Source organism: Streptomyces sp. NPDC060064, assembly GCF_042736455.1.
Classification (GTDB): domain Bacteria; phylum Actinomycetota; class Actinomycetes; order Streptomycetales; family Streptomycetaceae; genus Streptomyces.
Genome location: NZ_JBHWWF010000008.1, coordinates 1 through 23296 on the forward strand (window position 1 = coordinate 1; position 23296 = coordinate 23296).

At 69.1% G+C, this 23296-nt stretch carries 16 protein-coding genes and 1 pseudogene; 5 read left to right on the forward strand and 12 right to left on the reverse strand.

The window, feature by feature from the left end:
• Window positions 1-47 precede the first annotated feature (47 nt).
• The 8 genes from ACFWDI_RS12170 to ACFWDI_RS12205 form a co-directional block, all read right to left on the reverse strand.
• Window positions 48-764, reverse strand: a complete 717-nt coding sequence (locus tag ACFWDI_RS12170; RefSeq protein ID WP_327322933.1) for an ABC transporter ATP-binding protein — start codon at window positions 762-764, stop codon at window positions 48-50.
• The gene (locus ACFWDI_RS12175) at window positions 761-1633 is read right to left on the reverse strand and encodes an ABC transporter ATP-binding protein (protein WP_385303578.1); all 873 of its coding nucleotides are present in this window, start codon (window positions 1631-1633) and stop codon (window positions 761-763) included. The genes ACFWDI_RS12170 and ACFWDI_RS12175 overlap by 4 nt, the downstream gene beginning before the upstream one ends.
• Before the next feature lie 5 nt (window positions 1634-1638).
• Entirely contained in the window at window positions 1639-3378 is a 1740-nt protein-coding gene (locus tag ACFWDI_RS12180; RefSeq protein ID WP_385303579.1) for a branched-chain amino acid ABC transporter permease, read from the reverse strand.
• A 5-nt stretch (window positions 3379-3383) separates the two neighbouring features.
• Complete coding sequence (locus ACFWDI_RS12185) at window positions 3384-4316, reverse strand: branched-chain amino acid ABC transporter permease (protein WP_385303288.1); 933 nt, start codon at window positions 4314-4316, stop codon at window positions 3384-3386.
• 100 nt (window positions 4317-4416) lie between these two features.
• Window positions 4417-5646 carry a branched-chain amino acid ABC transporter substrate-binding protein gene (locus ACFWDI_RS12190; protein ID WP_385303290.1) on the reverse strand — a complete coding sequence of 410 codons (1230 nt, stop codon included), beginning with the start codon at window positions 5644-5646 and terminating at the stop codon, window positions 4417-4419.
• 888 nt (window positions 5647-6534) lie between these two features.
• Complete coding sequence (locus tag ACFWDI_RS12195) at window positions 6535-6957, reverse strand: hypothetical protein (protein WP_385303292.1); 423 nt, start codon at window positions 6955-6957, stop codon at window positions 6535-6537.
• A gap of 50 nt (window positions 6958-7007) precedes the next feature.
• A complete protein-coding gene (locus tag ACFWDI_RS12200; RefSeq protein ID WP_385303294.1) occupies window positions 7008-7484 on the reverse strand; it encodes a PaaI family thioesterase in 477 nt (158 codons plus the stop codon).
• A gap of 133 nt (window positions 7485-7617) precedes the next feature.
• Entirely contained in the window at window positions 7618-9891 is a 2274-nt protein-coding gene (locus ACFWDI_RS12205; protein WP_385303296.1) for an FdhF/YdeP family oxidoreductase, read from the reverse strand.
• A gap of 87 nt (window positions 9892-9978) precedes the next feature.
• Between ACFWDI_RS12205 and polA the strand changes: the two genes are divergently transcribed.
• A complete protein-coding gene (gene polA, locus ACFWDI_RS12210) occupies window positions 9979-12687 on the forward strand; it encodes a DNA polymerase I (RefSeq protein ID WP_385303298.1) in 2709 nt (902 codons plus the stop codon).
• 28 nt (window positions 12688-12715) lie between these two features.
• On the opposite strand, the gene ACFWDI_RS12215 is transcribed toward polA, so the two are convergent.
• Window positions 12716-13573, reverse strand: a complete 858-nt coding sequence (locus tag ACFWDI_RS12215; RefSeq protein WP_385303300.1) for a DUF4184 family protein — start codon at window positions 13571-13573, stop codon at window positions 12716-12718.
• Window positions 13574-13770: 197 nt separating this feature from the next.
• Between ACFWDI_RS12215 and ACFWDI_RS12220 the strand changes: the two genes are divergently transcribed.
• From ACFWDI_RS12220 to ACFWDI_RS12230, 3 genes are all read left to right on the forward strand, one after another.
• Window positions 13771-15471: a lytic murein transglycosylase gene (locus ACFWDI_RS12220; RefSeq protein ID WP_385303302.1), complete on the forward strand. Its 1701-nt coding sequence runs from the start codon at window positions 13771-13773 to the stop codon at window positions 15469-15471.
• 194 nt (window positions 15472-15665) lie between these two features.
• Window positions 15666-15803, forward strand: coding sequence for an SPW_0924 family protein (locus ACFWDI_RS12225; protein WP_385303303.1), 138 nt, complete (start codon window positions 15666-15668; stop codon window positions 15801-15803).
• 12 nt (window positions 15804-15815) lie between these two features.
• On the forward strand, window positions 15816-16805 hold the full coding sequence (locus ACFWDI_RS12230; protein WP_385303305.1) for a DUF3068 domain-containing protein: 990 nt from the start codon (window positions 15816-15818) through the stop codon (window positions 16803-16805).
• A 113-nt stretch (window positions 16806-16918) separates the two neighbouring features.
• On the opposite strand, the gene hrpB is transcribed toward ACFWDI_RS12230, so the two are convergent.
• Together hrpB and ACFWDI_RS12240 are read right to left on the reverse strand one after the other, a co-directional pair.
• Window positions 16919-19480, reverse strand: a complete 2562-nt coding sequence (hrpB, locus tag ACFWDI_RS12235) for an ATP-dependent helicase HrpB (RefSeq protein ID WP_385303306.1) — start codon at window positions 19478-19480, stop codon at window positions 16919-16921.
• A gap of 171 nt (window positions 19481-19651) precedes the next feature.
• Window positions 19652-20464 carry a class I SAM-dependent methyltransferase gene (locus ACFWDI_RS12240; RefSeq protein ID WP_385303308.1) on the reverse strand — a complete coding sequence of 271 codons (813 nt, stop codon included), beginning with the start codon at window positions 20462-20464 and terminating at the stop codon, window positions 19652-19654.
• A gap of 344 nt (window positions 20465-20808) precedes the next feature.
• Between ACFWDI_RS12240 and rpsA the strand changes: the two genes are divergently transcribed.
• The gene (gene rpsA / locus ACFWDI_RS12245) at window positions 20809-22311 is read left to right on the forward strand and encodes a 30S ribosomal protein S1 (RefSeq protein ID WP_327322919.1); all 1503 of its coding nucleotides are present in this window, start codon (window positions 20809-20811) and stop codon (window positions 22309-22311) included.
• A gap of 107 nt (window positions 22312-22418) precedes the next feature.
• On the opposite strand, the pseudogene ACFWDI_RS12250 reads toward rpsA, so the two are convergent.
• Window positions 22419-23158: pseudogene (locus ACFWDI_RS12250) on the reverse strand (sheath polysaccharide-degrading enzyme).
• Window positions 23159-23296: the final 138 nt, after the last annotated feature.

The window sequence follows — 23296 nt, forward strand, 5'->3', positions numbered from 1 at the left end:
GCCCGCACCCCGAGCTCGGGGTGCGGGCCTCTCCGTATGCGTACGGCTCAGTCCTCGCCGAGGTACGTCTTGCGGACGTTCTCGTCGTGCAGCAGGTCCTGGCCGGTGCCCGTCAGCTTGATCTCGCCGACCTCCATCACATGGCCGTGGTCGGCCAGCGAGAGGGCGGCCTGGGCGTTCTGCTCGACGAGCAGGATGGTGGTGCCCTGGGACTTCAGCTCGACGATGGTCTCCATGATCTTCTGCATCATGATCGGGGAGAGACCCATCGACGGCTCGTCCAGCATCAGCAGCTTCGGCTGCGACATGAGCGCACGGCCCATCGCCAGCATCTGCTGCTCGCCGCCCGAGAGGGTGCCGGACGCCTGCTTCCTGCGCTCTCCCAGGATCGGGAAGAGGTCGTAGGCGCGCTGGATGTCCTTCTCGATGCCCGCCTTGTCGGTGCGCAGGAAGGCACCGAGCTGGAGGTTTTCGGCGATCGTCAGCCGCGGGAAGATGTGCCGTCCCTCGGGGGAGTGGGCCAGGCCCAGCGAGACGATCTTGTGGGCCGGAACGCCGCTGAGCGGCTTGCCGTCGAAGATGATCCGGCCGCCGGAGGGCTTGAGGAGCCCGGACAGCGTCCGCAGGGTGGTGGTCTTGCCCGCACCGTTGGTGCCGATGAGGGTGACGACCTGGCCGGCCTCGACGCTGAAGGAGATGCCCTTGACGGCTTCGATCTTGCCGTAGGCGACCCTGAGGTCTTCGACCTCGAGCAGAGCGGTCACTGGGTTTCCCCTTCCGTGCTGGTGGTGCTCTGTGCTTCAGCCGCCTCGACTTCGGCGACCTCAGCTGCGCCCGGTGCGCCTTCGAAGGGCGTACCGAGGTAGGCGGCGACGACGCGCTCGTCACCCTGGACGACCGCGGCCGTCCCCTCGACGAGCTTCTCGCCCTGGACCAGGCAGGCGACGCGGTCGCACAGATTGAAGATGAAGCGCATGTCGTGCTCGATGACGAGAACGGCGATGCCCTGGTCCCGGATGGCGAAGATGAGTTCTTCGGTGACCCGGGTCTCCTGCGGGTTCATTCCGGCGGTGGGCTCGTCGAGGAGCAGCAGGCCGGGCTCGCTGGCCAGGGCTCGTGCGATTTCGAGCTTGCGCTGCTCGCCGTAGGGGAGGTTGCGGGCGAGGTGATCGGCCTTGTGCGCCAGACCGATGAACTCCAGCAGCTCCATGGCCCGCTCGTGCGAGGCGGCTTCGGCCTTCTTGAAGCCGGGGCCGCGCAGCAGGGCGGACCAGAGGCCCTCCTTGGTCCGGGTGTGGCGTCCGACGAGGACGTTCTCCAGGACCGTCATGTTGGCGAAGAGCCGGATGTTCTGGAAGGTCCGGGCGACGCCTGCCTTGGTGACGAGGTGGGGCTTGGGCGGCAGGACGGTGCCCTTGTAGGTGACCTTGCCCTCGGTGGGGACGTACAGACCGGTGAGGCAGTTGAAGAAGGTGGTCTTGCCCGCGCCGTTGGGACCGATGAGGCCGACGATCTCGCCCGCCCGGACCGTGAGGTCGACCGAGCGCACGGCGGTGAGGCCGCCGAAGCGCATGGTGACTCCGCTGGCGTCCAGCACGGTCTCGGTCGTGGTGTTCGTGGTGGTGGTCGTCATGTCCTTCACGCCCCCGCCTTGGCGATGCCGACGCCGGAGTCCGGAAGGCCCTTGTCCGGGACGTCGAGTTGGTCGGTCTCGTGGAATTCGAGCTGGGCGCGGCGGTTGGCGATGAGGCCCTCAGGACGGAAGCGCATCAGCAGGATCAGCGCGATGCCGAAGCCGAGGAGCTGGTAGTCCTGGAGGAACTGCAGCTTCGCCGGGATCATGTAGAGCAGCGTGGCGCCGACCAGTGGTCCGCTGATGGTGCCCATGCCGCCGAGGATGACGGCCGCCAGCAGGAAGGCGGAGTTGGGCGGGACGGGGCCGGCGAACTGGTACATCTCGGGGACCACGGTGTGCTGGACGTGAGCCTGCACCGTGCCGGCGAGGCCGGCCAGAGTGGCACCGAGGGCGAAGGCGATGAGCTTGACCCTGAAGCCGTTGATGCCCATGGCGGTTGCGGCGGTCTCGTCCTCGCGGATGGCGACCCAGGCCCGGCCGATACGGGAGCTGCCCGCCCGGCTGAAGACCAGGATGACCAGGATCATCGCGAGCAGCATCAGCAGGTAGTAGTTGGCGTAGCTGCCGAGCTCGAAGCCCAGGACCGTGTGCGGCTCGCCGAAGTTGAACCCGAAGAACACGAGGTCCGGGATGTTCGGGATGCCGTTCGGGCCGTTGGTGATCTGCGGTCCCGATACGCCGTCGAGGTTGCCCACGGTGATACGGAAGATCTCACCGAAGCCGAGGGTGACGATGGCGAGGTAGTCGCCGCGCAGTCGCAGGGTCGGAGCGCCGATGACGACGCCGAAGATCAGCGAGACGGCGGCGCCGGTGAGGACGGCGGCCCAGAACGGGAACTGCACGTCGAACGCGGACGCCGTGGTCCCGGAGACGAGGGCCGCGGTGTACGCGCCGACGCCGAGGAAGGCGACGTATCCGAGGTCGAGGAGACCCGCGAGACCGACGACGATGTTCAGGCCCAGGGCGACGGTCGCGAAGATGAGGATGTTGACCGCGATGAGCGTGTACGTGTCGGTGTTCTGCGTGAACGGGAACGCCGCGGCCGCGACGAACGCGGCGATGAGCGTCACCTGGCGGTACTTGGCGGTGAGCGCCGAGAGCCGCCCGACGAGGCCGGCCTTGAAGAGCCCGGCGACGGCGAAGCCGGCGGCGATGAGGTAGCCGGTGAACAGCTCGGCGTACTCGGTGTCGATGCCGTAGGTGATCACGTACATGCCGACGCCGAAGGAGCCGACGATGATCAGGATCTCGGCCCAGGAGGGGAGGGCCTTGGGCCGGGAGACCTCGCGGCTGTCGTCCGGCAGCATGAACGCCGTGGCGACAGGGATCGCGGAGGCCACGGCGGCGACGTAGCCGCCGGGCTCGAGGTTGATCACACCGCCGAGCTCGACGGCGATGGCGATCACGGCGAACCAGGTGGTGCCGAAGGCGCCGAGGGCCAGCAGCTTCAGGGCCTTGGTGGTGCCGGCCGGCGCGAGCCAGCCCAGCCCCTTGATGCCCAGCGAAGCCAGCGCGTACAGGACGATGACCAGGCCCATCACCAGGGTGAGGACCTGCAGACCGCCGGGGTACCCGTAGACGGTGAGGTCTCCGGGGAACTTGCTGGTGTACGTCCAGGACAGGAAGGTGCTGACGATGGTGGCGAGGCCGCCGACCGCGGTGAGCCAGCGGAGCGCGGTGACGCGGGAGGCGCTGTCCGCCGGGATGGCGGCGTCGGCCGTCTTGGTGGTGTCGGTGGTCATGGTTCTCACGCCCGATCCGCGACGCGCTCACCGAGCAGACCCTGTGGCCTGACGAGAAGCACGACGATGAGGAGTACGAAAGCCCAGACGTTGGACCAGGCGCCGCCGCCGAGCTGCTGCATGCCGGGGATCTCTTCGATGTAGGCGATCGACAGGGATTCCGCGAGGCCCAGGACCACGCCGCCGACCATGGCGCCGTAGATGTTGCCGATGCCTCCGAGGACTGCGGCGGTGAACGCCTTCAGTCCGAGGATGAAGCCCATCTCGAAGTTGATCTGGCCCTTGTCGAGGCCGTAGGCGACCGCCGCGACCGCGGCGAACGCGGCGCCGATGGCGAAGGCCATCACGATGATGCGGTCGGTGTTGATGCCCATCAGCTTGGCGGTGTCCGGGTCCTGCGCGGTGGCCTGCATGGCGCGGCCGCTGCGGCTCTTCGAGACGAAGAAGCCGAGGCCGAGCATGCACAGCGGGGCGAGGACGAGGACGAAGGCGTCGGCGCGCTGGATCGACAGGTTGTCCAGGACGTTGAAGGACTCACCCGTGAACTCCGGGAAGCTCACGGCCTTCTTGGCGTCCGGGTAGAAGCCCCAGACAAGCTGCTGCAGGGCGATGGAAAGGCCGATCGCGGTGATCAGCGGGGCAAGCCGTGGCGCACTGCGCAGCGGCCGGTAGGCGAAGCGTTCCGCGGCGGTGGCGACGGCGACGGAGGCTATTGCGCCGCCGATGATCATGAGGGGTATCGCCACCAGAAGTGAGGTTCCGCTGGGGAGCCAGGTATAGGTGGTGAGGGCGCCGAAGCCCCCGATCATGAAGATCTCGCCGTGGGCGAAGTTGATGAGCTGGACGATGCCGTAGACCATGGTGTACCCGATGGCGATGAGGCCATAAAGGGCACCGAGGGCAAGGCCGTTGGCCAGCTGTTGCGGCAGTTCGTTCACCGCAGGGCCTCCGATGAGCGTGTCGGATATGACACCGCGCGAGGGCGCTTGTTGCGCCCTCGCGCGGTCTGGTTCATTTGGTGCGGGGCAATGCGGTGGATCAGTCCTTGAACGTGGCGCTCTTGACGTCCGCCCAGTCGCTGCCCTTGACGGAGTAGACAGTGAGCTGCTTGTTCGTGGTGTCACCGAACTCGTCGAAGGCGACCTTGCCGGTCACACCGTCGAAGGAGACCTTGGACATGGCCTCGGTGACCTTGGCGCGGGCGTCGGCCGGCACCTTGCCGTCGTTGGCGGCGACGACAGACTTGACGGCCTGGATGACGGCCCAGGCGGCGTCGTACGAGTAGCCGCCGTACGCCGCGTACGGGTCCTTGTAGCCGCCCGCCTTGTAGTCGTCGATGAACTTCTTGGCGGTCGGGAGCTTCTCGACCGGGTAGCCGACGGACGTCGCGAGGTCGCCGTCGTTCGCCACACCGGAGGCCTTGATGAAGGCGGGGTCGTAGATACCGTCGCCACCCATGGTGGGGATCTTCGCTCCGGCCTTCTTGACCTGGTCGGAGAGGAGACCGCCCTCGGGGTACTGGCCACCGAAGTAGACCGAGTCCGCACCGGAGGACTTGACCTTGTCGGCGGTGCTGGAGAAGTCGGTCTCCTTCACCGTGACGTGGTCGGTGCCGGCGATGGTGCCGCCGAGACGCTTGAACTCGTCGGAGAAGATCGCGGCGAGGCCGGCGCCGTAGGTCTGCTTGTCGTCGACGACGTAGACCTTCTTCTTCTTGGCGTCGTTGTACAGGTACTGGGCGGCGAACTTGCCCTGGACGACGTCCGTGGTGGCGGTGCGGAAGTACGTCTTGAACGTACGCTTCTTCTCGCCCTGGCCCCACTTGTCGCCCTGGGTCAGCGACGGGTTGGTGTTGGCCGGAGAGACCTGCGTGAGGTTCGCCGTGTTGAAGACGCCCTGCATCGACTGCGAGACGCCGGAGTTCAGCGGGCCGACTACACCCAGAACGTCCTTGTTGCCTACGAGCTTGGTGGCGTTGGCCTGACCGGAGGCAGGAACTGCCTGGTCGTCGTAGGATTCGACCTTGAATTCAATGCCGGGGACTTCGTTGTTCTTGTTCGCGGTCTTGACGGCGAGGTCCACGGAGTTCTTGATTCCCTGGCCCAGTGCGGACAGCGAGCCGGTCAGCGGTGCGTCGACGCCGATGACCACAGTGGTCTTGTTGCCGCTGTCGGTCCCCTTGCTGTCGTCGCGCGAACCGCAGGCGGAGAGTGTGAGTGCTCCCGTGGTGACCACGGTGGTGAGGATGAGCAAGGAACGCTTTCGCACGATAAATCCTTTCCCTGGCGCGGCACCTCTCCTGAGGTGCCGTTTGGTCGCCGGGCCGTACTGGGGGGTACACGGCCGTGCTGTGATGCGCCCGGCGGCGCGGTGACTGGCGGTGACTCTAAGCGGAGGTGGCGGGGTCAGGGAGGCAGGGCGGCAGGATGTGACGTTCTTGTTATGCCGAGGCCAAGGCTCCGTGGTGGGACTGTGGACAGATCGGGCTTTCGGCGTCCCGGAGTTTTGACCACATGGTGAGAACGTGCAGTTCCGCTAAGGGGATTGAGTTGATCTTGGTGTCGATGGCCGAGAGGGGGCGTGGAGAGCCCCGGCGAGATCGGCGGCGTGGGCCCGGTTGAGAACGGAGCCCGGAATCTTGATTACGTCATTGTTACGTAGCGTTACATCGCGGAAGGCCAGTTTCATGTCGCGGGGGGATCCCCGTGCGGCTTCGCGCCGTGGCCTGAACAGTGATGTTGCGGGTCGTACCAGGGCGTATGGCGAAGGGCGGGGCCGGTCGGACGCTGGTCCACGTCGTGGTGACATGGCCGGTGGATGCGTAATCGGTAATCGGTGATCGATGATCGGTGATCGGTGATCGGTGATCCGCAGGCGATGGCGAGCCGAAGGCGCGGTGTGAAGACGCGGGCGTGGACGTCCGGTTGGCCGATCGGCCCGTCGTACGCGATACGCGTGACGAGCCCGGGCGGGGGTCCGGGTGCGAGCCCGGGTTCGGCTCGGGCCGGTGCGGGACGAGCTGTGCCGTGGCGAGGACCGGAGCGGTGGCCGCAGCGGCGGCGAGCGCGGGACGAGGCCAACGAGCCGTCCGGTAATCGGTGTTGGCGTTGCAGGTGATCTCGGGGGACTCGGTGCGTGGACCTCCGGTGGACGGTTCTACCGGTCCGATGACGCCGCTGGTTTCGGCGGACGCCAGTTCTCCGAGCTGCCGGTCGCGCCGTTCTGGGCAGCGCACTTCTGCCGGGCCTGGACATCGATCAAGGCGAGGGCCGCGACACGGCCTTGGCGCTTTTCCTCGGCACGGGCCGCGGCGACGATCTCCTCATGGATGGCGTACTGCTCGTTGGACAGCCCCTTCTGCTCCCAGTCGATTCCTGACCACTTGCTGCCCTTGAGTGTCTCTTTCGCCCAGTAGGAAACGAGACTTGTGCATATATCGGCAGGTGAGGACTTCTGCGGTACAGGTGTTGACGTGGCGGGCTGCCCGGACGAGGAGGATTCCGTGCAGCCCGCGACAGCAAGCGTGACCAGAAGTGCGTAGGTGGCGTACCCGACCGAGATGTGCGGCTTGGTCCCCATGGGGGCACGCTAAGCCGTCACGATCGGTGACACAACAAGTCTGCGGAGGATCAGCTGCCGGCCCCGGCCGGCCCGCCGGTGTCGCGCAGCAGACAGGTCAGCCGGGCCGTGCAGACCCGCTTGTCCTGCTCGTCGGTGATGACGATCTCGTACGTGGCGGTGGAGCGGCCGCGATGCACCGGTGTCGCGACTCCGGTGACGAGGCCGGAGCGGACGCCGCGGTGGTGGGTGCAGTTGAGGTCCACACCGACGGCGATCTTGGAGGTCCCGCCGTGCAGCATCGAGCCGACCGAGCCGAGGGTCTCGGCCAGCACGGCGGACGCGCCGCCGTGCAGCAGTCCGTAGGGCTGGGTGTTGCCCTCGACGGGCATCGTCCCGACGACGCGCTCGGCCGAGGCCTCGACGATCTGCACGCCCATGCGCTCGCCCAGATGGCCGGCGGAGAAGAGCGCGGGCAGATCGACCCCGAGCGCGGCGTATTCGTCGATGACCTCTTGCGGGAATTTCACATTGGTCTGCTCGCCCATGGGGCCCGGCTCCGATCGTCAGTACGTTGCGTGCTGTGTGCACCGTCTTATCAGATGCCTGAGCGAACGCTTAGACGGGATGCCTCATTCCCCGCTCTTCAGTCGTCGTTCCCCGTCCCTCAGCCGTCGTGCCTCACGCCCCGCGCTCGAACCGGACCACCACGGACTTGCTCGCCGGGGTGTTGCTGGTGTCCGCCGTGGAGTCCAGCGGCACCAGCACATTGGTCTCCGGGTAGTACGCGGCCGCGCAGCCACGCGCGGTGGGGTAGTGCACCACCCGGAAACCGGGGGCACGGCGTTCGACGCCGTCCTTCCACTCGCTGACGAGATCGGTGTACGAGCCGTCCGCCAGGCCCAGTTCCCGCGCGTCCTCGGGGTTCACCATGACGACCCGGCGGCCGCCCTTGATGCCGCGGTAGCGGTCGTCGAGGCCGTAGATCGTGGTGTTGTACTGGTCGTGCGAGCGCAGCGTCTGCAGCAGCAGCCGACCCGCGGGCAGCTCGGGAAACTCAACGGGTGCGGCGGTGAAATTGGCCTTGCCGGTGGCCGTGGGGAAGCGGCGCTCGTCGCGCGGTGCGTGGGGGAGCGTGAAGCCGCCGGGGCGGGCGATCCTGGCGTTGAAGTCCTCGAAGCCGGGCACCACGCGCGCGATGCGGTCGCGGATGGAGCCGTAGTCCTTCTCGAAGTCCTCCCAGGGCGTGACCGAGCCGGGGCCGAGCACCGCACGCGCCATCCGGGCCACGATGGCCGGCTCGGACAGCAGATGGGGGCTCGCCGGGGGGAGATTGCCGCGGGAGGCGTGCACCATGCCCATCGAGTCCTCGACGGTCACGAACTGTTTGCCCCCCGCCTGTATGTCCTTGTCGGTACGGCCGAGGGTGGGCAGGATCAGCGCCCTGGTGCCGGTGACGGCGTGCGAGCGGTTCAGCTTCGTCGATACATGCACCGTGAGGCGGGCCTTGCGCATCGCGGCCTCGGTCACTTCGGTGTCCGGCGTCGCGCCGACGAAATTGCCGCCCATGGCGAAGAAGACCTTCGCCTCCCCGTCGCGCAGCGCCTGAATGGACCGTACGACGTCGAAGCCGTGGTGACGCGGCGGAGCGAAGCCGAACTCCTTCTCCAGGGCGTCCAGGAAGGCCGGGGCGGGCCGCTCGAAGATGCCCATGGTGCGGTCGCCCTGGACATTGGAGTGCCCGCGCACGGGGCAGACGCCGGCGCCCGGGCGGCCGATGTTGCCGCGCAGCAGAAGGAAGTTGACCACCTCACGGATGGTCGGCACGGCGTGCTTGTGCTGGGTCAGGCCCATCGCCCAGCAGACGATGGTGCGCTTCGACGCCAGGACCATCGCGAGCGTCTGCTCGATCACGGCGCGTTCGAGGCCGGTCGCGACGAGGGTCTCGTCCCAGTCGGCGGCACGGGCCGCGGCCGCGAACTCCTCGTAGCCATGGGTGTGTTCGCGTACGAACGCCTCGTCGACGGCCCCGTCCGTCTCGAGGATGAGCTTGTTCAGCAGCCGGAAGAGTGCCTGGTCGCCGCCGATGCGGATCTGCAGGAAGAGGTCGTTGACCGCGACGCCCTTGATCATGCCCCGCGGGGTCTGCGGGTTCTTGAACCGCCCGAGGCCGGCCTCGGGCAGCGGATTCACCGAAATGATCTTCGCGCCCGCCGCTTTGGCCTTCTCCAGGGCCGAGAGCATCCGGGGATGGTTGGTGCCGGGGTTCTGCCCGGCGACGATGATCAGGTCCGCCTCGTGGATGTCCTCCAGCGAGACGCTGCCCTTGCCGATGCCGATCGTCTCGGTGAGCGCCGAGCCGGAGGACTCGTGGCACATGTTCGAGCAGTCGGGAAGATTGTTGGTGCCGAATTCGCGGGCGAAGAGCTGGAACAGGAACGCCGCTTCGTTGCTGGTGCGGCCCGAGGTGTAGAAGAGCGCCTCGTCGGGCGATGCCAGCGCCGTGAGCTCCTCCGCGATGATCGCGAAGGCTCGCTCCCAGGTCACCGCCTCGTATTGGTCGGCGCCTTCCGGCAGGTACATCGGCTGCGTGATACGGCCCTGCTGCCCCAGCCAGTACCCACTGCGCGAGGCGAGGTCCGCGACGGGATGCGCGGCGAAGAAGTCCGGCGTGACCCGGCGCAGCGTCGCCTCCTCGGCGACCGCCTTCGCGCCGTTCTCGCAGAACTCCGCCATGTGCCGCTTGTCGCCCTCGGGCCAGGCGCAGCCCGGACAGTCGAAGCCGTCCTTCTGATTGACCTTGAGCAGGGTCTGCGCCGTGCGGCGCACTCCCATCTGCTGCTGGGCGATGCGCAGGGTGTGCCCGATGGCGGGAAGACCGGCCGCCGCCTGATGCGGGGCCGCGACCTGCGGCGCGTCCTGGACCGGGTCACCAATGGGAGGCTTGCTGGCCATCGCGCTCTCCTTCGAGCCTGCGGCGTGCTGTGTGCCCCGATCCTGCCACGGTCGGGAATGTCAGTGGTACGTGGCAGGATCGTGGCCGTGGCTGAGACGGCATCGAAGAAGACCCCAGACAACCGACCGCGCCTGCTCCTCATGGACGGGCACTCCTTGGCGTACCGGGCGTTCTTCGCGCTGCCCGCGGAGAATTTCACGACCGCGACCGGTCAGCCGACCAACGCCATCTACGGCTTCGCGTCGATGCTGGCGAACACGCTGCGCGACGAGTCGCCCACGCATTTCGCGGTGGCGTTCGACGTCTCGCGCAAGACGTGGCGCTCGCAGGACTTCCCCGAGTACAAGGCGAACCGCTCCAAGACCCCGGACGAGTTCAAGGGCCAGGTCGAGCTGATCGGCGAGCTCCTGGACACCATGAACGCCGTGCGCTTCGCGGTGGACGGCTTCGAGGCGGACGACATCATCGCCACCCTCGCCACCCAGGCCGAGGCCGCCGGCTTCGAAGTGCTGATCGTCACCGGTGACCGCGACTCCTTCCAGCTGGTCAGCGAGCACACCACCGTGCTCTACCCCACCAAGGGCGTCTCCGAGCTGACCCGCTTCACCCCGGAGAAGGTCGAGGAGAAGTACGGCCTCACGCCTCAGCAGTACCCGGACTTCGCCGCCCTGCGGGGCGACCCCTCGGACAACCTGCCGGGCATCCCGGGTGTCGGTGAGAAGACCGCCACGAAGTGGATCAGCCAGTTCGGTTCGTTCGCGGAGCTGATGGAGCGCGCCGACGAGGTCAAGGGCAAGGTCGGACAGGCCCTCCGCGACCACCTGGACTCCGTCAAGCTCAACCGCCACCTCACCGAGCTGGTGCGGGACGTGGAGCTGCCGAAGGCCGTCGACGACCTCAAGCGCGCGCCGTACGACAGGACCGCGCTGAAGGGGTTCCTGGAGGTCCTGGAGATCCGGAACCCGAGCCTGCGCGAGCGGCTCCTCGCGGTCGACCCGGGCGCCGAGGAAGAGGAGGCCCCGGCCCCCGCCGCCGCCGTCGAGCTGGACGGCACGGCGCTCTCCACCGGCGAGCTCGCCCCCTGGCTCGAGCAGCACGGCAGGCAGCCGCTCGGCGTGGCCACCGTCGACACCTGGGGGCTGGGCACCGGCAGCGTCGCCGAGATCGCGCTCGCCACGGCCGCGGGACCTGCCGCCTGGTTCGACACCACCCAGCTGAACGAGGCCGACGAGCGGGCCTTCGCCGACTGGATCGCGGATGCCGGCCGGCCGAAGGTCATGCACAACGCCAAGGGCGCGATGCGGGTCTTCCCCGAGCACGGCTGGAGCGTCGACGGCGTCACCATGGACACCGCGCTCGCCGCCTATCTGGTCAAGCCCGGCCGCCGCTCCTTCGCGCTGGACGCGCTCGCCGTCGAGTATCTGGGCCGTGAGCTCGCCCCGGCCGCCGCCGACGGCCAGCTCGCCTTCGGCTCGGACGAACAGGCCGAGGCCGACGCCCTGATGGCGCAGGCCCGCGCGGTCCTCGACCTCGGTGAGGCGTTCACCGCGCGGCTGATCGAGGTCGGTGCGGCCGACCTGCTGCACGACGTCGAGCTGCCCACTTCCGAGCTGCTGGCCCGCATGGAGCGGCACGGCATCGCCGCCGACCGCTCCCATCTGGAGGCCATGGAGCAGCAGTTCGCGGGTGCCGTGCAGCAGGCCGTGAAGGAGGCGCACGCCGCCGTCGGGCACGAGTTCAACCTCGGCTCGCCCAAGCAGCTGCAGGAGGTCTTCTTCGGTGAGCTGAATCTCCCCAAGACCAAGAAGACCAAGACCGGTTACACCACCGACGCGGACGCGCTGGCCTGGCTGGCCGGCCAGACCGAGCACGAGCTGCCGGTCATCATGCTGCGCCACCGTGAACAGGCCCGGCTGCGTTCCACCGTCGAGGGCCTGATCAAGACGATCGCGGCCGACGGCCGTATCCACACCAGCTTCAGCCAGATCGTGGCCGCGACCGGCCGGCTCTCCTCCACCGACCCGAATCTGCAGAATGTGCCGGTGCGTACGGACGAGGGCCGCGCCATCCGCCACGGCTTTGTCGTCGGCGAGGGCTTCGAGTCGCTGATGACCGCCGACTACAGCCAGATCGAGCTGCGCGTGATGGCGCATCTGTCGGAGGACGAAGGCCTGCTGGAGGCGTTCGCCTCCGGTGAGGATCTGCACACCACCGTCGCCTCCCAGGTGTTCGCCGTGGAGCGGTCCGCGGTCGACGCGGAGATGCGCCGCAAGATCAAGGCCATGTCCTACGGACTGGCGTACGGCCTCTCGGCGTTCGGCCTCTCCCAGCAGCTGAACATCGAGGCGGCCGAGGCGCGCGGCCTGATGGACACCTACTTCGAGCGGTTCGGCGGAGTCCGCGACTATCTGCGCCGCGTCGTCGACGAGGCACGCGCCACGGGATACACGGAGACGATGCTCGGCCGGCGCCGCTATCTCCCGGATCTCAACAGCGACAACCGCCAGCGCCGCGAGGCCGCCGAGCGTATGGCGCTCAATGCCCCGATCCAGGGCACGGCCGCGGACATCGTCAAGATCGCGATGCTGAACGTGGACCGGGCGCTGAGCGAGGCGAAGCTCTCCTCCCGGCTGCTGCTCCAGGTCCACGACGAAATCGTCCTGGAGGTCTCGCCGGGCGAGCGCGACCGGGTGGAAGAGCTGGTCCGCCGGGAGATGTCCTCGGCCGTGTCCCTGCGCGCACCGCTGGATGTCTCGGTCGGCGTCGGCCCCGACTGGGAGTCCGCCGCGCACTGACCCCGACCGTGTGCGTTCCGGCGCGGGATCAGCCTGATCCCCTGCCGGAACGCACCGGCGGCAGCACGGAACCGGGGGTGTCCGTGCGCGAGCGGTGCCGCAGCCGTACCCCCACGGCGTACAGCACCAGCCCCAGGGCGAGCCCTGCGCCCGCCCCGAAGCACGCCGTCGGGATGATGTCGAGCGGCGTGCGGATCTCCCCCCAGTACGCGTAAAAGCGCAGGCACCGGTGCACGACCCCGGCCGCCACGCACCCCGCCAGCAGCGCCCAGGCCCACCATCGCTCCCGCCCGTGCAGTACGGGGAGGGAGGCGGGCGCCTCCGAGCGGGACTGCCGGCGCAGGGCGGACCCGGTGAACCAGCCGAGGGCAAGCAGGGCGAGCGCGGAGCCGCCGTACTGGAAGTAGAGATACATCGGGAAGCCGGCGACGATCTCGCCGAGCAACGGGAAGACCTTCATGCCCCAGCGGTCCAGATGCGTGAAGCTGTCCCACACCACATGGGTGGTCGATCCGAGGACCGCCGAGACATAGAACAGGGCCGCGAGCGCCGGGAGTCCACGCCCACGCCAGTCCTCTCCCCGGACGAAGGCGTGGGCCCTGCCGCGCCACGCGTACGGCACCAGGGCAAGCAGCGGCTCGCGCAGCAGAAGCCACAGCCCCGCCAGCGCCGCGGCGATCAGCGCGTCCACCGTGAGGATTCCGGCCACCGAGTGCGTCACTTCGCCGAACTCCATGGCGCCCGGGATCGCGGTGTCCGCAAAGTAGGTCATGTCGGGGGCGAACGAGCCGGTGACGAGCGCGGACGCGACGAGCGGTCCGCGCGCGGTCCCGTCTCTCCTGATGCCCGGCAACACCGCCGCGGCATGGCTCAGCGTGAACGGCATGGTGTCCCCCTGGACCGTCGTCGATCAATGGCGCCCAGTATGCGTGAAGTTGCTGACCGGGAATCCCGGGCGACCGGGAGGTAGCGGAAGGGTGAAAAACGGTCAAGGTCCGGTGTTCCGGGGCCCGTAGGTGTCGTAGGGTCACGTGAGTGCGCGCTGGGGAGCGCGAACAGTCGCCGACGGGGAGGAAAAGACGTATGGCAGCGCAATTCGGCCGCCGACTGCGCAAGGGAGCGACGACGACCGCGGTTGCCGCGGTTGCCGTGGCCGCGCTCTCCGCCTCCGGGGCGCCCGGCGCCACGCACGCCACCGCGGGCGGCAGTCGGGAAGCGTCCGATGCGACCCCGCCCCCCGGCACTCCGGTCACCGGCAACTCCCCGTACTACACCGACCTTCCGCCGCTGAACACACCTGACAAACCGGCCACTTCGATCGATCTGCCCGCGACAGGTACAGCCGAAGCGGGCATTCCGGCCACCGTACTCGCGGCGTACAAGCAGGCCGAGCAGACCATCGCGGGCTCGGACCCCGGCTGCCACGTCCCGTGGCAGCTGCTCGCCGCGATCGGCAAGGTGGAGTCGGGACAGGCGCGCGGCGGCAAGGTCGACGCCAACGGCACCACGTTCTCCCCGATCCTCGGGCCGGTCCTCAACGGCGTCGGCTTCGCGAACATCTCGGACACCGACAAAGGCGCCTACGACGGCGACGCGACGCACGACCGCGCGGTCGGCCCGATGCAGTTCATCCCCTCCACCTGGGAAAAGTGGGGCGAGGATGCCAACAGTGACGGACGCAGGGACCCCAACAACATCTACGACGCCGCGCTCGCCGCGGGACGCTATCTCTGCGCCGACGGCCGCGACCTGGCGCTCAAGGCCGACCTCGACCGCGCGATCCTCGGCTACAACCACTCGCAGGAATATCTGAGTACGGTCCTGTCCTGGTTCGATTTCTACAAGCGCGGCACCCACGGGGTTCCGGACGGCACCGGTGTGCTGCCGGTCGGCGACCTTCCCGACAGCTCGGGCCCCATTCCGACCCCCACGCCGACTCCGTCCACTCCCGGCAGCACCCGCCCGACCCCGGCTCCCTCACCGTCGAAGCCGGGTGGCGGCACGGGCGGAAAGCCCAGCCCGAGCCCGACCCCGCCCCCCACGCCGAAGCCGACGCCGCCGCCGAGCCCGTCGCCCGTCACCCGTCTCGAGGACGCGGGCACCGCCGAGCTGGCCGCCATGGCCGGCCACGAGTTCACGGCGCGGCCCACGGTGCGGGTGAAGAACGCCGCAGGCCGGACCGTCCCGCTGCAGGCCGTGGGCTTCGAGATCGTCGGCGACACGGATGCCGTTTTCGCCGGCGGGAAGAAGAGCGTCGTCCTCCACACCGGCGCGGACGGAACGGTCGCGGCGCCGACCCTCCAGGCAGGTGAGAAGACCGGCACGTTCACGGTCCGGGCCAAGGTGGTGGGCCCGCGGGTGCCCGTCGTCGACTTCACCGCGACCGTCACCGCGCGGGCCGCGGACGCGATCGCCAGGACCGACGACAAGGTTCTGACCGCAGCCCCCGGAACCGAGTTCGCAGACGCCGTCGAGGTCAAGGCCACCTACAAGGGCGCCATCGCCTCGGGTGTGGCGGTGACCGCCACTATGATCACTGCCGCGGACAACCCGGCGGACAACCCGGCGGACAAGCCGGTGGTCAACGACAAGGGTCCGTACTTCAAGGACGCCGACGGCAAGACGGTCCGCACGCTCACCGAGCTGAAGACCGACGCCAACGGAGTCCTGAAGCTCCCGAAGATCTACGCGGACGACGCGACGGGCACCTTCCTGCTCCGCCTCACCACCGCCGGCGGCGCGACCGTGACCATCGAGCTCAAGGTCGCCGCACCGGCTGCCTGACCCGAGGGCCCGACCGGCCGTCCGACCAGCCATTCAGCACTTCCGCACCGCCCCTCTGCCGCCACAGGGCAGGGGGGCGGTGCCATGTGTCGGTGGTGCAACGTGTTCTCATCTCGCGGCTGGATTGCTACGGTGCCCCCGCCCTGACGCTCTATCAGATCCGGAATGGATCCGAGTTCCCCGGGAGGCCGAGCATGCGCGCCCTCGTCGCAGCCGCCATCGGACTGGCCGCCGCCTTCGCCCTCGTCCTCACCATCACGGCGATCGGCGCACCTCCCGGCGAGACCTCGCCCGAGCCGCTGCTGACCACCGTCCCCGGCCCCAAGAAGTAGGAGGGCCGGACCATGCGCCGCAGAGCCGGCCTCGTACTCCTCGCCTTCGCCGTCTTCTTCGCCACGCTCTCACCGCTGCTGCGCTGGTACGCCTTCCCGAGGCTGGTGAAGATTCCGCCCAGCCAGTACCAGGAGATGGTGCTGGAGGCGAAGCCCGCGACCCTGCTCGACTACGGCTCCCTGCAGGCGAAGCAGGTCGAGAAGGTCACCATCGTGCAGACCCTCAAGGGCAATGTGGAGGAGTCCGAGAAGATCGAGCGCAGCGCCGGCCGTGACGTCGTCGTCTGGGACTCGCTCTCCTACGTCCAGGGCCCCGACGGCAAGATGGTCTCCCAGATCCCCGAGCGCTACATCTTCGACGCGCACAGCCAGGCGCCCGTGCACGCCACCGGCGAAATGGTCGACGGCGACGCGGTGCGGCGCGAGGGCATCGAGTTCAAGTGGCCGTTCCTCGCCGAGAAGCGGGACTACCAGTATTTCGACGCCCAGGCGCGTACGTCCGCGCCCATTCATTACAAAGGGACGCAGAAGTTCCGCGGGCTCGACGTCTACTACTTCGAGCAGACCATCCCGTGGACCAAGGTGCCGTACCCGAAGAAGATGCCGATCCCCGGCATCGACGCGACCACGCTGGAGAAGCAGACCGGCACCACCCGCTGGTATACCACCAAGCGGATGTTCTGGGTCGACCCGGTCACCGGCGGTCCCGTGAACGGCGAGGAGATCCACCGTGAGGAGCTGCGCGGCGGCACGCTGCTGGGCGGCCGGGACAAGGTCACCGCATTCGCCGGGCATGTGAAGATGCGCCCGGACTATGTGGACTCCACCGTCGAACTGGTCAAGTCCCAGCGGCAGTTGGTGCTGCTGATGACCTCGTACCTGCCATGGGGCTTCCTGGTCCTGAGCGGTGGACTGCTGGCACTCGCGCTGGTCCTCGAGGCCCGCGGGCGCCGGCCGCAGGCCCCGGCCGTGGAGCGCGAGCCGGAGCCGGTCCCTGCCTGACGGCCCACTGCGCCCCGACCCGCCGGCATCCGAATCAGCTCAGGAATGCTCTTCGGAACAGCTCCGACTGAGCTCCGGGTCAGCTCCGGGTCAGCTCCGGGTCGGCTTCCGGGTCAGCTTCCGGCTTCCCTGCTGAGCCGCGCCTTGGTGTGCCGGGTCGGCTCGGCCGTCGACGGGTCCTCGGGCCAGGGATGCTTGGGATAGCGACCGCGCAACTCCGCCCGTACGGACCGGTATCCGTCCTTCCAGAAGGACGCCAGGTCCGCGGTGACCGCCGCCGGCCGCCCGGCGGGGGAGAGTAGATGCACCAGCACCGGCACGCCCGAGACCGTGGGCGTCTCGCGCAGCCCGAACAGCTCCTGGAGCTTCACGGCCAGGACCGGCTGGGCCCCGCCGTACTCCACCCGGATCCGGGAGCCGCTCGGCACCTCGATCCGCTCCGGCGCCAGCTCGTCGAGCCGGGCCGCGTCGCCGCTCGCCCAGGGCAGCAGTCGCTGCAGCGACTGGCCGGCCTGGATACGTCCGAGATCGGCCCGCCGCCGGGCCCTGGACAGCTCCGGCTCCAGCCACTCATCGGTGCGGTCCAGCAGCGCGGCGTCCGACACATCCGGCCAGGGCGCGTCCAGCTCCCGGTGCAGAAAGGCGAGCCGCTCGCGCAGCCCCTCCGCCTCCCGCGTCCAGCGCAGCAGCCGGAGCCCCTCGCGCCGTAGCCCCTCGAGCAGGGCTTCGCGTACGAGAGCGGGGTCCGGGTCCTTCAGTGCGCGCGCGGAGAGCTCGACGGCCCCGAGCCGCTCCACCTCGCGGGCGACGACATCGCCGTTCTCCCAGTGGACCTCCTCGCCTGCGACGAGCAGATGCGATGCGGCCGTACGCGCCGTGTCCTCGTCGATGACGGCGGCGAGCCGTACCCGCGCCGAGGCGGCATGCGCGGGCCGGTCCGCGACAGCGACGGCGAGCCAGGGCGCGCTGCGCAGCCGCGACCCGGCGACGAGCTCGCCCCCGGTCCCGGAGGCCATCAGGAACGCCCCTTCGCCCCGGGCCCGGGCCACCCGCTCGGGAAACGCGAGCGCCGCGACGAGCCCGGCGACGGCGTCGTCGGAACCAGGCCCCGCCGGGGATTGCGGCGCGGGGTGCGGGGCGGAGCCCCGGTTGCGGGACGACGCGGGGTGGCGAACGGACAGCGACGACTCCAGCCGCCCCGCCTCCGCCCTCCAGCGCCCCGCATACGCGTCGCCGCCACGGCGCGCCGTGCGCCAGGCCGTGGCCAGGTCGTCGCCGTACTCCCGCGGTGGCTCCTCGCTGAGCAGTGCGACCACCTCCGCGGCCCGGCGCGTGCCCACCTCTTGTGCGCCGTCCAGCAGCGCCCGCGCCAGCCGCGGATGCAGGCCAAGGCGGGCCATCCGTACGCCCCGTTCGGTCGCCCGGCCTGCCGTGTCCACCGCGCCGACCACGGCAAGAACCGAACGCGCCGCGGCCAGCGCACCGGCCGGAGGCGGGTCGAGCAGCGCCAGGCCGGAGGCCGTCGGATCGCCCCAGCACGCCGCCTGCAGCGCGAACGCAGCCAGGTCGGCGACCTTGATCTCGGGCGACGGGAACCGCGTCAGCCGGGCGTCCTCCGCCTCGGTCCAACAGCGGTACACCGTGCCCGGCGCCTCGCGGCCGGCCCGCCCCGCCCGCTGCCGCGCCGCCGCCTGCGAGGTCCGCACCGTGGTCAGCGCGCTCAGGCCCCGCGCGTGATCGGTACGCGGCTCGCGCGCCAGACCCGCGTCCACGACGACCCGCACGCCCGGCACCGTCAGGCTCGATTCCGCGACCGAGGTGGCCAGCACCACCCTCCGTACCCCTGAAGAGCCCGCGAGTACCGCGTCCTGCACCGCGGCCGGCGCCCGCCCGTGGACCTGGAGCACCTCCGCGCCCACATCCGCCAACTGGCTCGCGACCCGGCCGATTTCACCCACTCCGGGCAGAAAGCACAGCACATCGCCCGCGCGTTCGGCCAGCGCCCGCCGCACCACCGAGGCCACATGGGTCAGCAGCGCCGGATCGACCCGCATCCCGTGCGGCGGCCGTACGGGCCGCGCCGGCGGCGCCCAGACCACCTCCACCGGATGCGCGACCCCGGCCGCCTCCACCACCGGCGCATCGCCGAGCAGCCGCGCCCAGCCCTGTGCGTCCGTGGTCGCCGAGGCCGCGACCAGCCGCAGCTCCGGCCGCAACGCGGCCCGTACGTCCAGCAGGAACGCGGCCACCGTGTCCGCGTCCAGATGCCGCTCGTGGCACTCGTCGAGGATCACCGCATCGACCCCGGCCAGTTCCTGGTCGCGCTGCAGCCGCTGCAGCAGCACGCCGGTGGTCACGACCTCCACCACCGTCCCGCGCCCCACCACCCGCTCCCCGCGCACGGTGAAACCGACCTTCCCGCCGACCTGCTCGCCGAGCAGCCACGCCATCCGCCGCGCCGCGGCCCGCGCCGCGATCCGCCGCGGCTCGGCGACCACCACACGCCGCACAGGACCGCCACCCACCAGCCCGGACAGCACCAGCGGTACGAGCGTGGTCTTGCCGGTCCCGGGCGGCGCGCACAGCACCGCGCAGCCGTGCGTGTCGAGCGCATGCCTGAGCGCGGGCACGGCGCTCTGTACGGGCAGGCCGGCGAGGACGTCTTCGCGGATCACCGCCCCAGTCTCGCAAGATGCCGGGGGAGCTGATTCAGATGGTCCTGGCGCAGGCCCTGACGCAAGCCCGGTGCACAAGCTCATTCCGCGAGCTCGGTGCACAAGCTCATTCCGCGAGCTCGTTCCACAAGCTCATTGCCAGAGTTCGTTCCACAGGCTCGGCCGATGACCTCAGTCGCGCTCGCAGACGAAGATTGCAGTCCCCGGGATCAGATGTCCGCGCAGCGGGGACCAGCCACCCCACTCCTGGCTGTTCCAGGCCGGCCACTCCGGCTCGACCAGGTCCACCAGCCGGAAGCCTCCCGCCACCACGTCCCGGATCCGGTCGCCGAGCGTCCTGTGGTGCTCGACGTATACCGCGCGCCCCCGCTCGTCCTGTTCGACGTACGGAGTGCGGTCGAAGTACGAAGCGGCCACCGAGAGCCCCTCGGGCCCCGGCTCGTCGGGGAAGGCCCAGCGAATCGGGTGCGTCACCGAGAAGACCCACCGCCCGCCCGGCCGCAGTACACGCCGTACCTCCTGGAAGACCTTCACCGGCTCGGCCACGAACGGAACCGCGCCGTAGGCCGAGCACGCCAGGTCGAAGGAGCCGTCCCGGAACGGCAGCGCCCCCGCGTCCGCTTCCACCAGCGGTACGTGGCCGGCACTGTCGCCGATCCGAAGCGCGTGCTGGAGCTGCCGGTGGGAGAGGTCCAGGGCCACCGGGCGCGCGCCCTGTGCGGCCAGCCAGCGTGAGCACTGCGCCGCGCCCGCGCCGATCTCGAGAACGGAGAGTCCCTTCAGCGACCCTGCGGGCCCCAGCAGACCGGCCTCCGCCTCGTCGAGACCCTCCGGCCCCCACACGAAACGGTCGTCCCCCAGGAACGCTCCGTGTTCGGTCTGGTACTCGTCGGCGTTCCGGTCCCACCAGCCGCGGCTGGCGCGGCTGCTCTCCGAGTCCCCGGCGTTACGGCGGGTGGCTTCCGGCTCAAAATCTTGGAACATCGTCACCGTCGTTGTAGTTTGCGTTCAGCGCGACCAATGGCGGCCACGGTGGCCTCGGCAAACATTAGTTGTGCCGGGTATGGGGCGTTCCGCCCCGGGTGTGCGCCTTCGCGCATTGACCGTGCCCGGCTGCCCCCGTATGCTACAAGTTGCGCTGCGGGCCTGCGCGCCTCAGACAGAGCAGGCCGCGCTCGCATCTGTATGCATGTCCCCTCGGTTCACGAGGCGCCGCCCAGGTTTCTTGGGTCGGCGCTTCCCAGGCTGTCCGGCTTCTGCAGCTGCGATACGGGCTCTCGGCGTAGCAGTACCTACGACTCACCGTCCGTACCGGAGCCCTTACCCACATGACGAGCAGCACCGAGACCACCGCCACCACTCCGCAGGTAGCGGTCAACGACATCGGTAACGAGGAAGCCTTCCTCGCCGCGATCGACGAGACGATCAAGTACTTCAACGACGGCGACATCGTCGACGGCGTCATCGTGAAGGTCGACCGGGACGAGGTCCTGCTCGACATCGGTTACAAGACCGAAGGCGTCATCCCGAGCCGCGAGCTCTCGATCAAGCACGACGTCGACCCGAACGAGGTCGTCAAGGTCGGCGACGAGATCGAGGCCCTGGTTCTCCAGAAGGAGGACAAGGAAGGCCGCCTGATCCTCTCGAAGAAGCGCGCTCAGTACGAGCGTGCCTGGGGCACCATCGAGAAGATCAAGGAAGAGGACGGCATCGTCACCGGTACCGTCATCGAGGTCGTCAAGGGTGGTCTCATCCTCGACATCGGCCTCCGTGGCTTCCTGCCGGCTTCCCTCGTCGAGATGCGCCGCGTCCGCGACCTCCAGCCCTACGTGGGCAAGGAGCTCGAGGCGAAGATCATCGAGCTGGACAAGAACCGCAACAACGTGGTCCTGTCCCGCCGCGCCTGGCTCGAGCAGACCCAGTCCGAGGTTCGCCAGACGTTCCTCACCACCCTGCAGAAGGGTCAGGTCCGCTCCGGCGTCGTCTCCTCGATCGTCAACTTCGGTGCCTTCGTGGACCTGGGTGGCGTCGACGGTCTCGTCCACGTCTCCGAGCTCTCCTGGAAGCACATCGACCACCCCTCCGAGGTTGTCGAGGTCGGCCAGGAAGTCACCGTCGAGGTTCTCGACGTCGACATGGACCGCGAGCGCGTCTCCCTGTCGCTCAAGGCGACGCAGGAAGACCCGTGGCAGCAGTTCGCCCGGACCCACCAGATCGGTCAGGTCGTCCCGGGTAAGGTCACCAAGCTCGTTCCGTTCGGTGCGTTCGTCCGCGTCGACGAGGGCATCGAGGGCCTGGTCCACATCTCCGAGCTGGCCGAGCGCCACGTGGAGATCCCGGAGCAGGTCGTCCAGGTCAACGACGAGATCTTCGTCAAGGTCATCGACATCGACCTCGAGCGTCGTCGCATCAGCCTCTCGCTGAAGCAGGCCAACGAGTCCTTCGGTGCCGACCCGGCCTCGGTCGAGTTCGACCCGACGCTGTACGGCATGGCCGCGTCGTACGACGACCAGGGGAACTACATCTACCCCGAGGGCTTCGACCCGGAGACCAACGACTGGCTGGCGGGCTTCGAGACCCAGCGCGAGGCGTGGGAGACCCAGTACGCCGAGGCGCAGCAGCGCTTCGAGCAGCACCAGGCCCAGGTCATCAAGTCCCGCGAGGCCGACGAGGCCGCTGCCGCCGAGGGCGCTGCTGCCCCGGCCGGCGGTGCCCCGGCGGGTGTCTCGGGCGGTTCGTACTCCTCGGAGTCGGACGACAACTCCGGCGCCCTGGCGTCGGACGAGGCCCTGGCTGCCCTGCGCGAGAAGCTGGCCGGCGGCCAGAGCTGACGCTCTGCCCCAGCTGGTGACTAGCTGAAAGTAAGGCCCGCTCCCCCTGGGGAGCGGGCCTTACGTCATTCCGCACCTTCATTGCCTTCATTCCGCCGTATTTCTGGCTACGGCGTGACCGGGATGTTGGTCAGGCCCTTGCCGCCGGTGACGGTGTTGCTCGCATAGACGGTCGTCGGGCAGCTCGAGCTGTGGTTGGTGACATTGATGGCGAGCTGTTTGGAGCCGGTGGCCCCGCGCGGATCGGATGTGTTGCCGCGGAAGACGGTGCCGCAGCCCCAGCCGCTCTGCTGGCTGTGGGTCTCGTAGCCGTTGTTGGTGGTGTTCTTGCCGGTGTTGTTCTCGACGAGGACCTGGTTGCCCTTCACATCGATCCAGGAGTCGTCGAAGTTGGCGCCGGTCAGGCCGCGGCCGTCGAAGGAATTGCGGGTGATCTTCGCCCCGGTGGTGCCTTTCCTTGATGTCGACGGCCTCGCCGCCGACGTCCGGGCCGATGGTGTTGCCGAGGATCTGTATGTTGTCGCTCTTGTCGGAGAGCGTGCTCGCGGAGCCGACGTAGACGCCCTCGCCCATGCCGCTGCCGTTGTTGCCGGTGTCGTAGATCCGCGAGTTCCTGATCACGCCGTTGCGGCTGGACGTGCGGAAAGGGACGCCCTCCATGTCCAGGCCGGCCGTCGGCGAGCTGGATCGTGTCGCCCGGGCGGGCGGCGGACAGCGCGGACTTCAGCTGGGCGGCGGTGGTCACATCGATGACTGTGGCGGCTTGTGCCGGGACAGCCGGCAAGGACAGGCCGCCGGTCGCGAGCGCGGAGGACAGTAAGGCGGGGAGCAGTTTTCGGGTACGTATGTGGGGCGCCTTCCTGTTCTTGTATATGAACGACGGGCGAGTTTGTGAACTCTGACTGCCCGTGACCGTAGGGGCGGGCTATGGTCATGTCAAGATCTGGATCAGTTCGGTGTGAACCCGCTGCCGTGAACTGGGCTT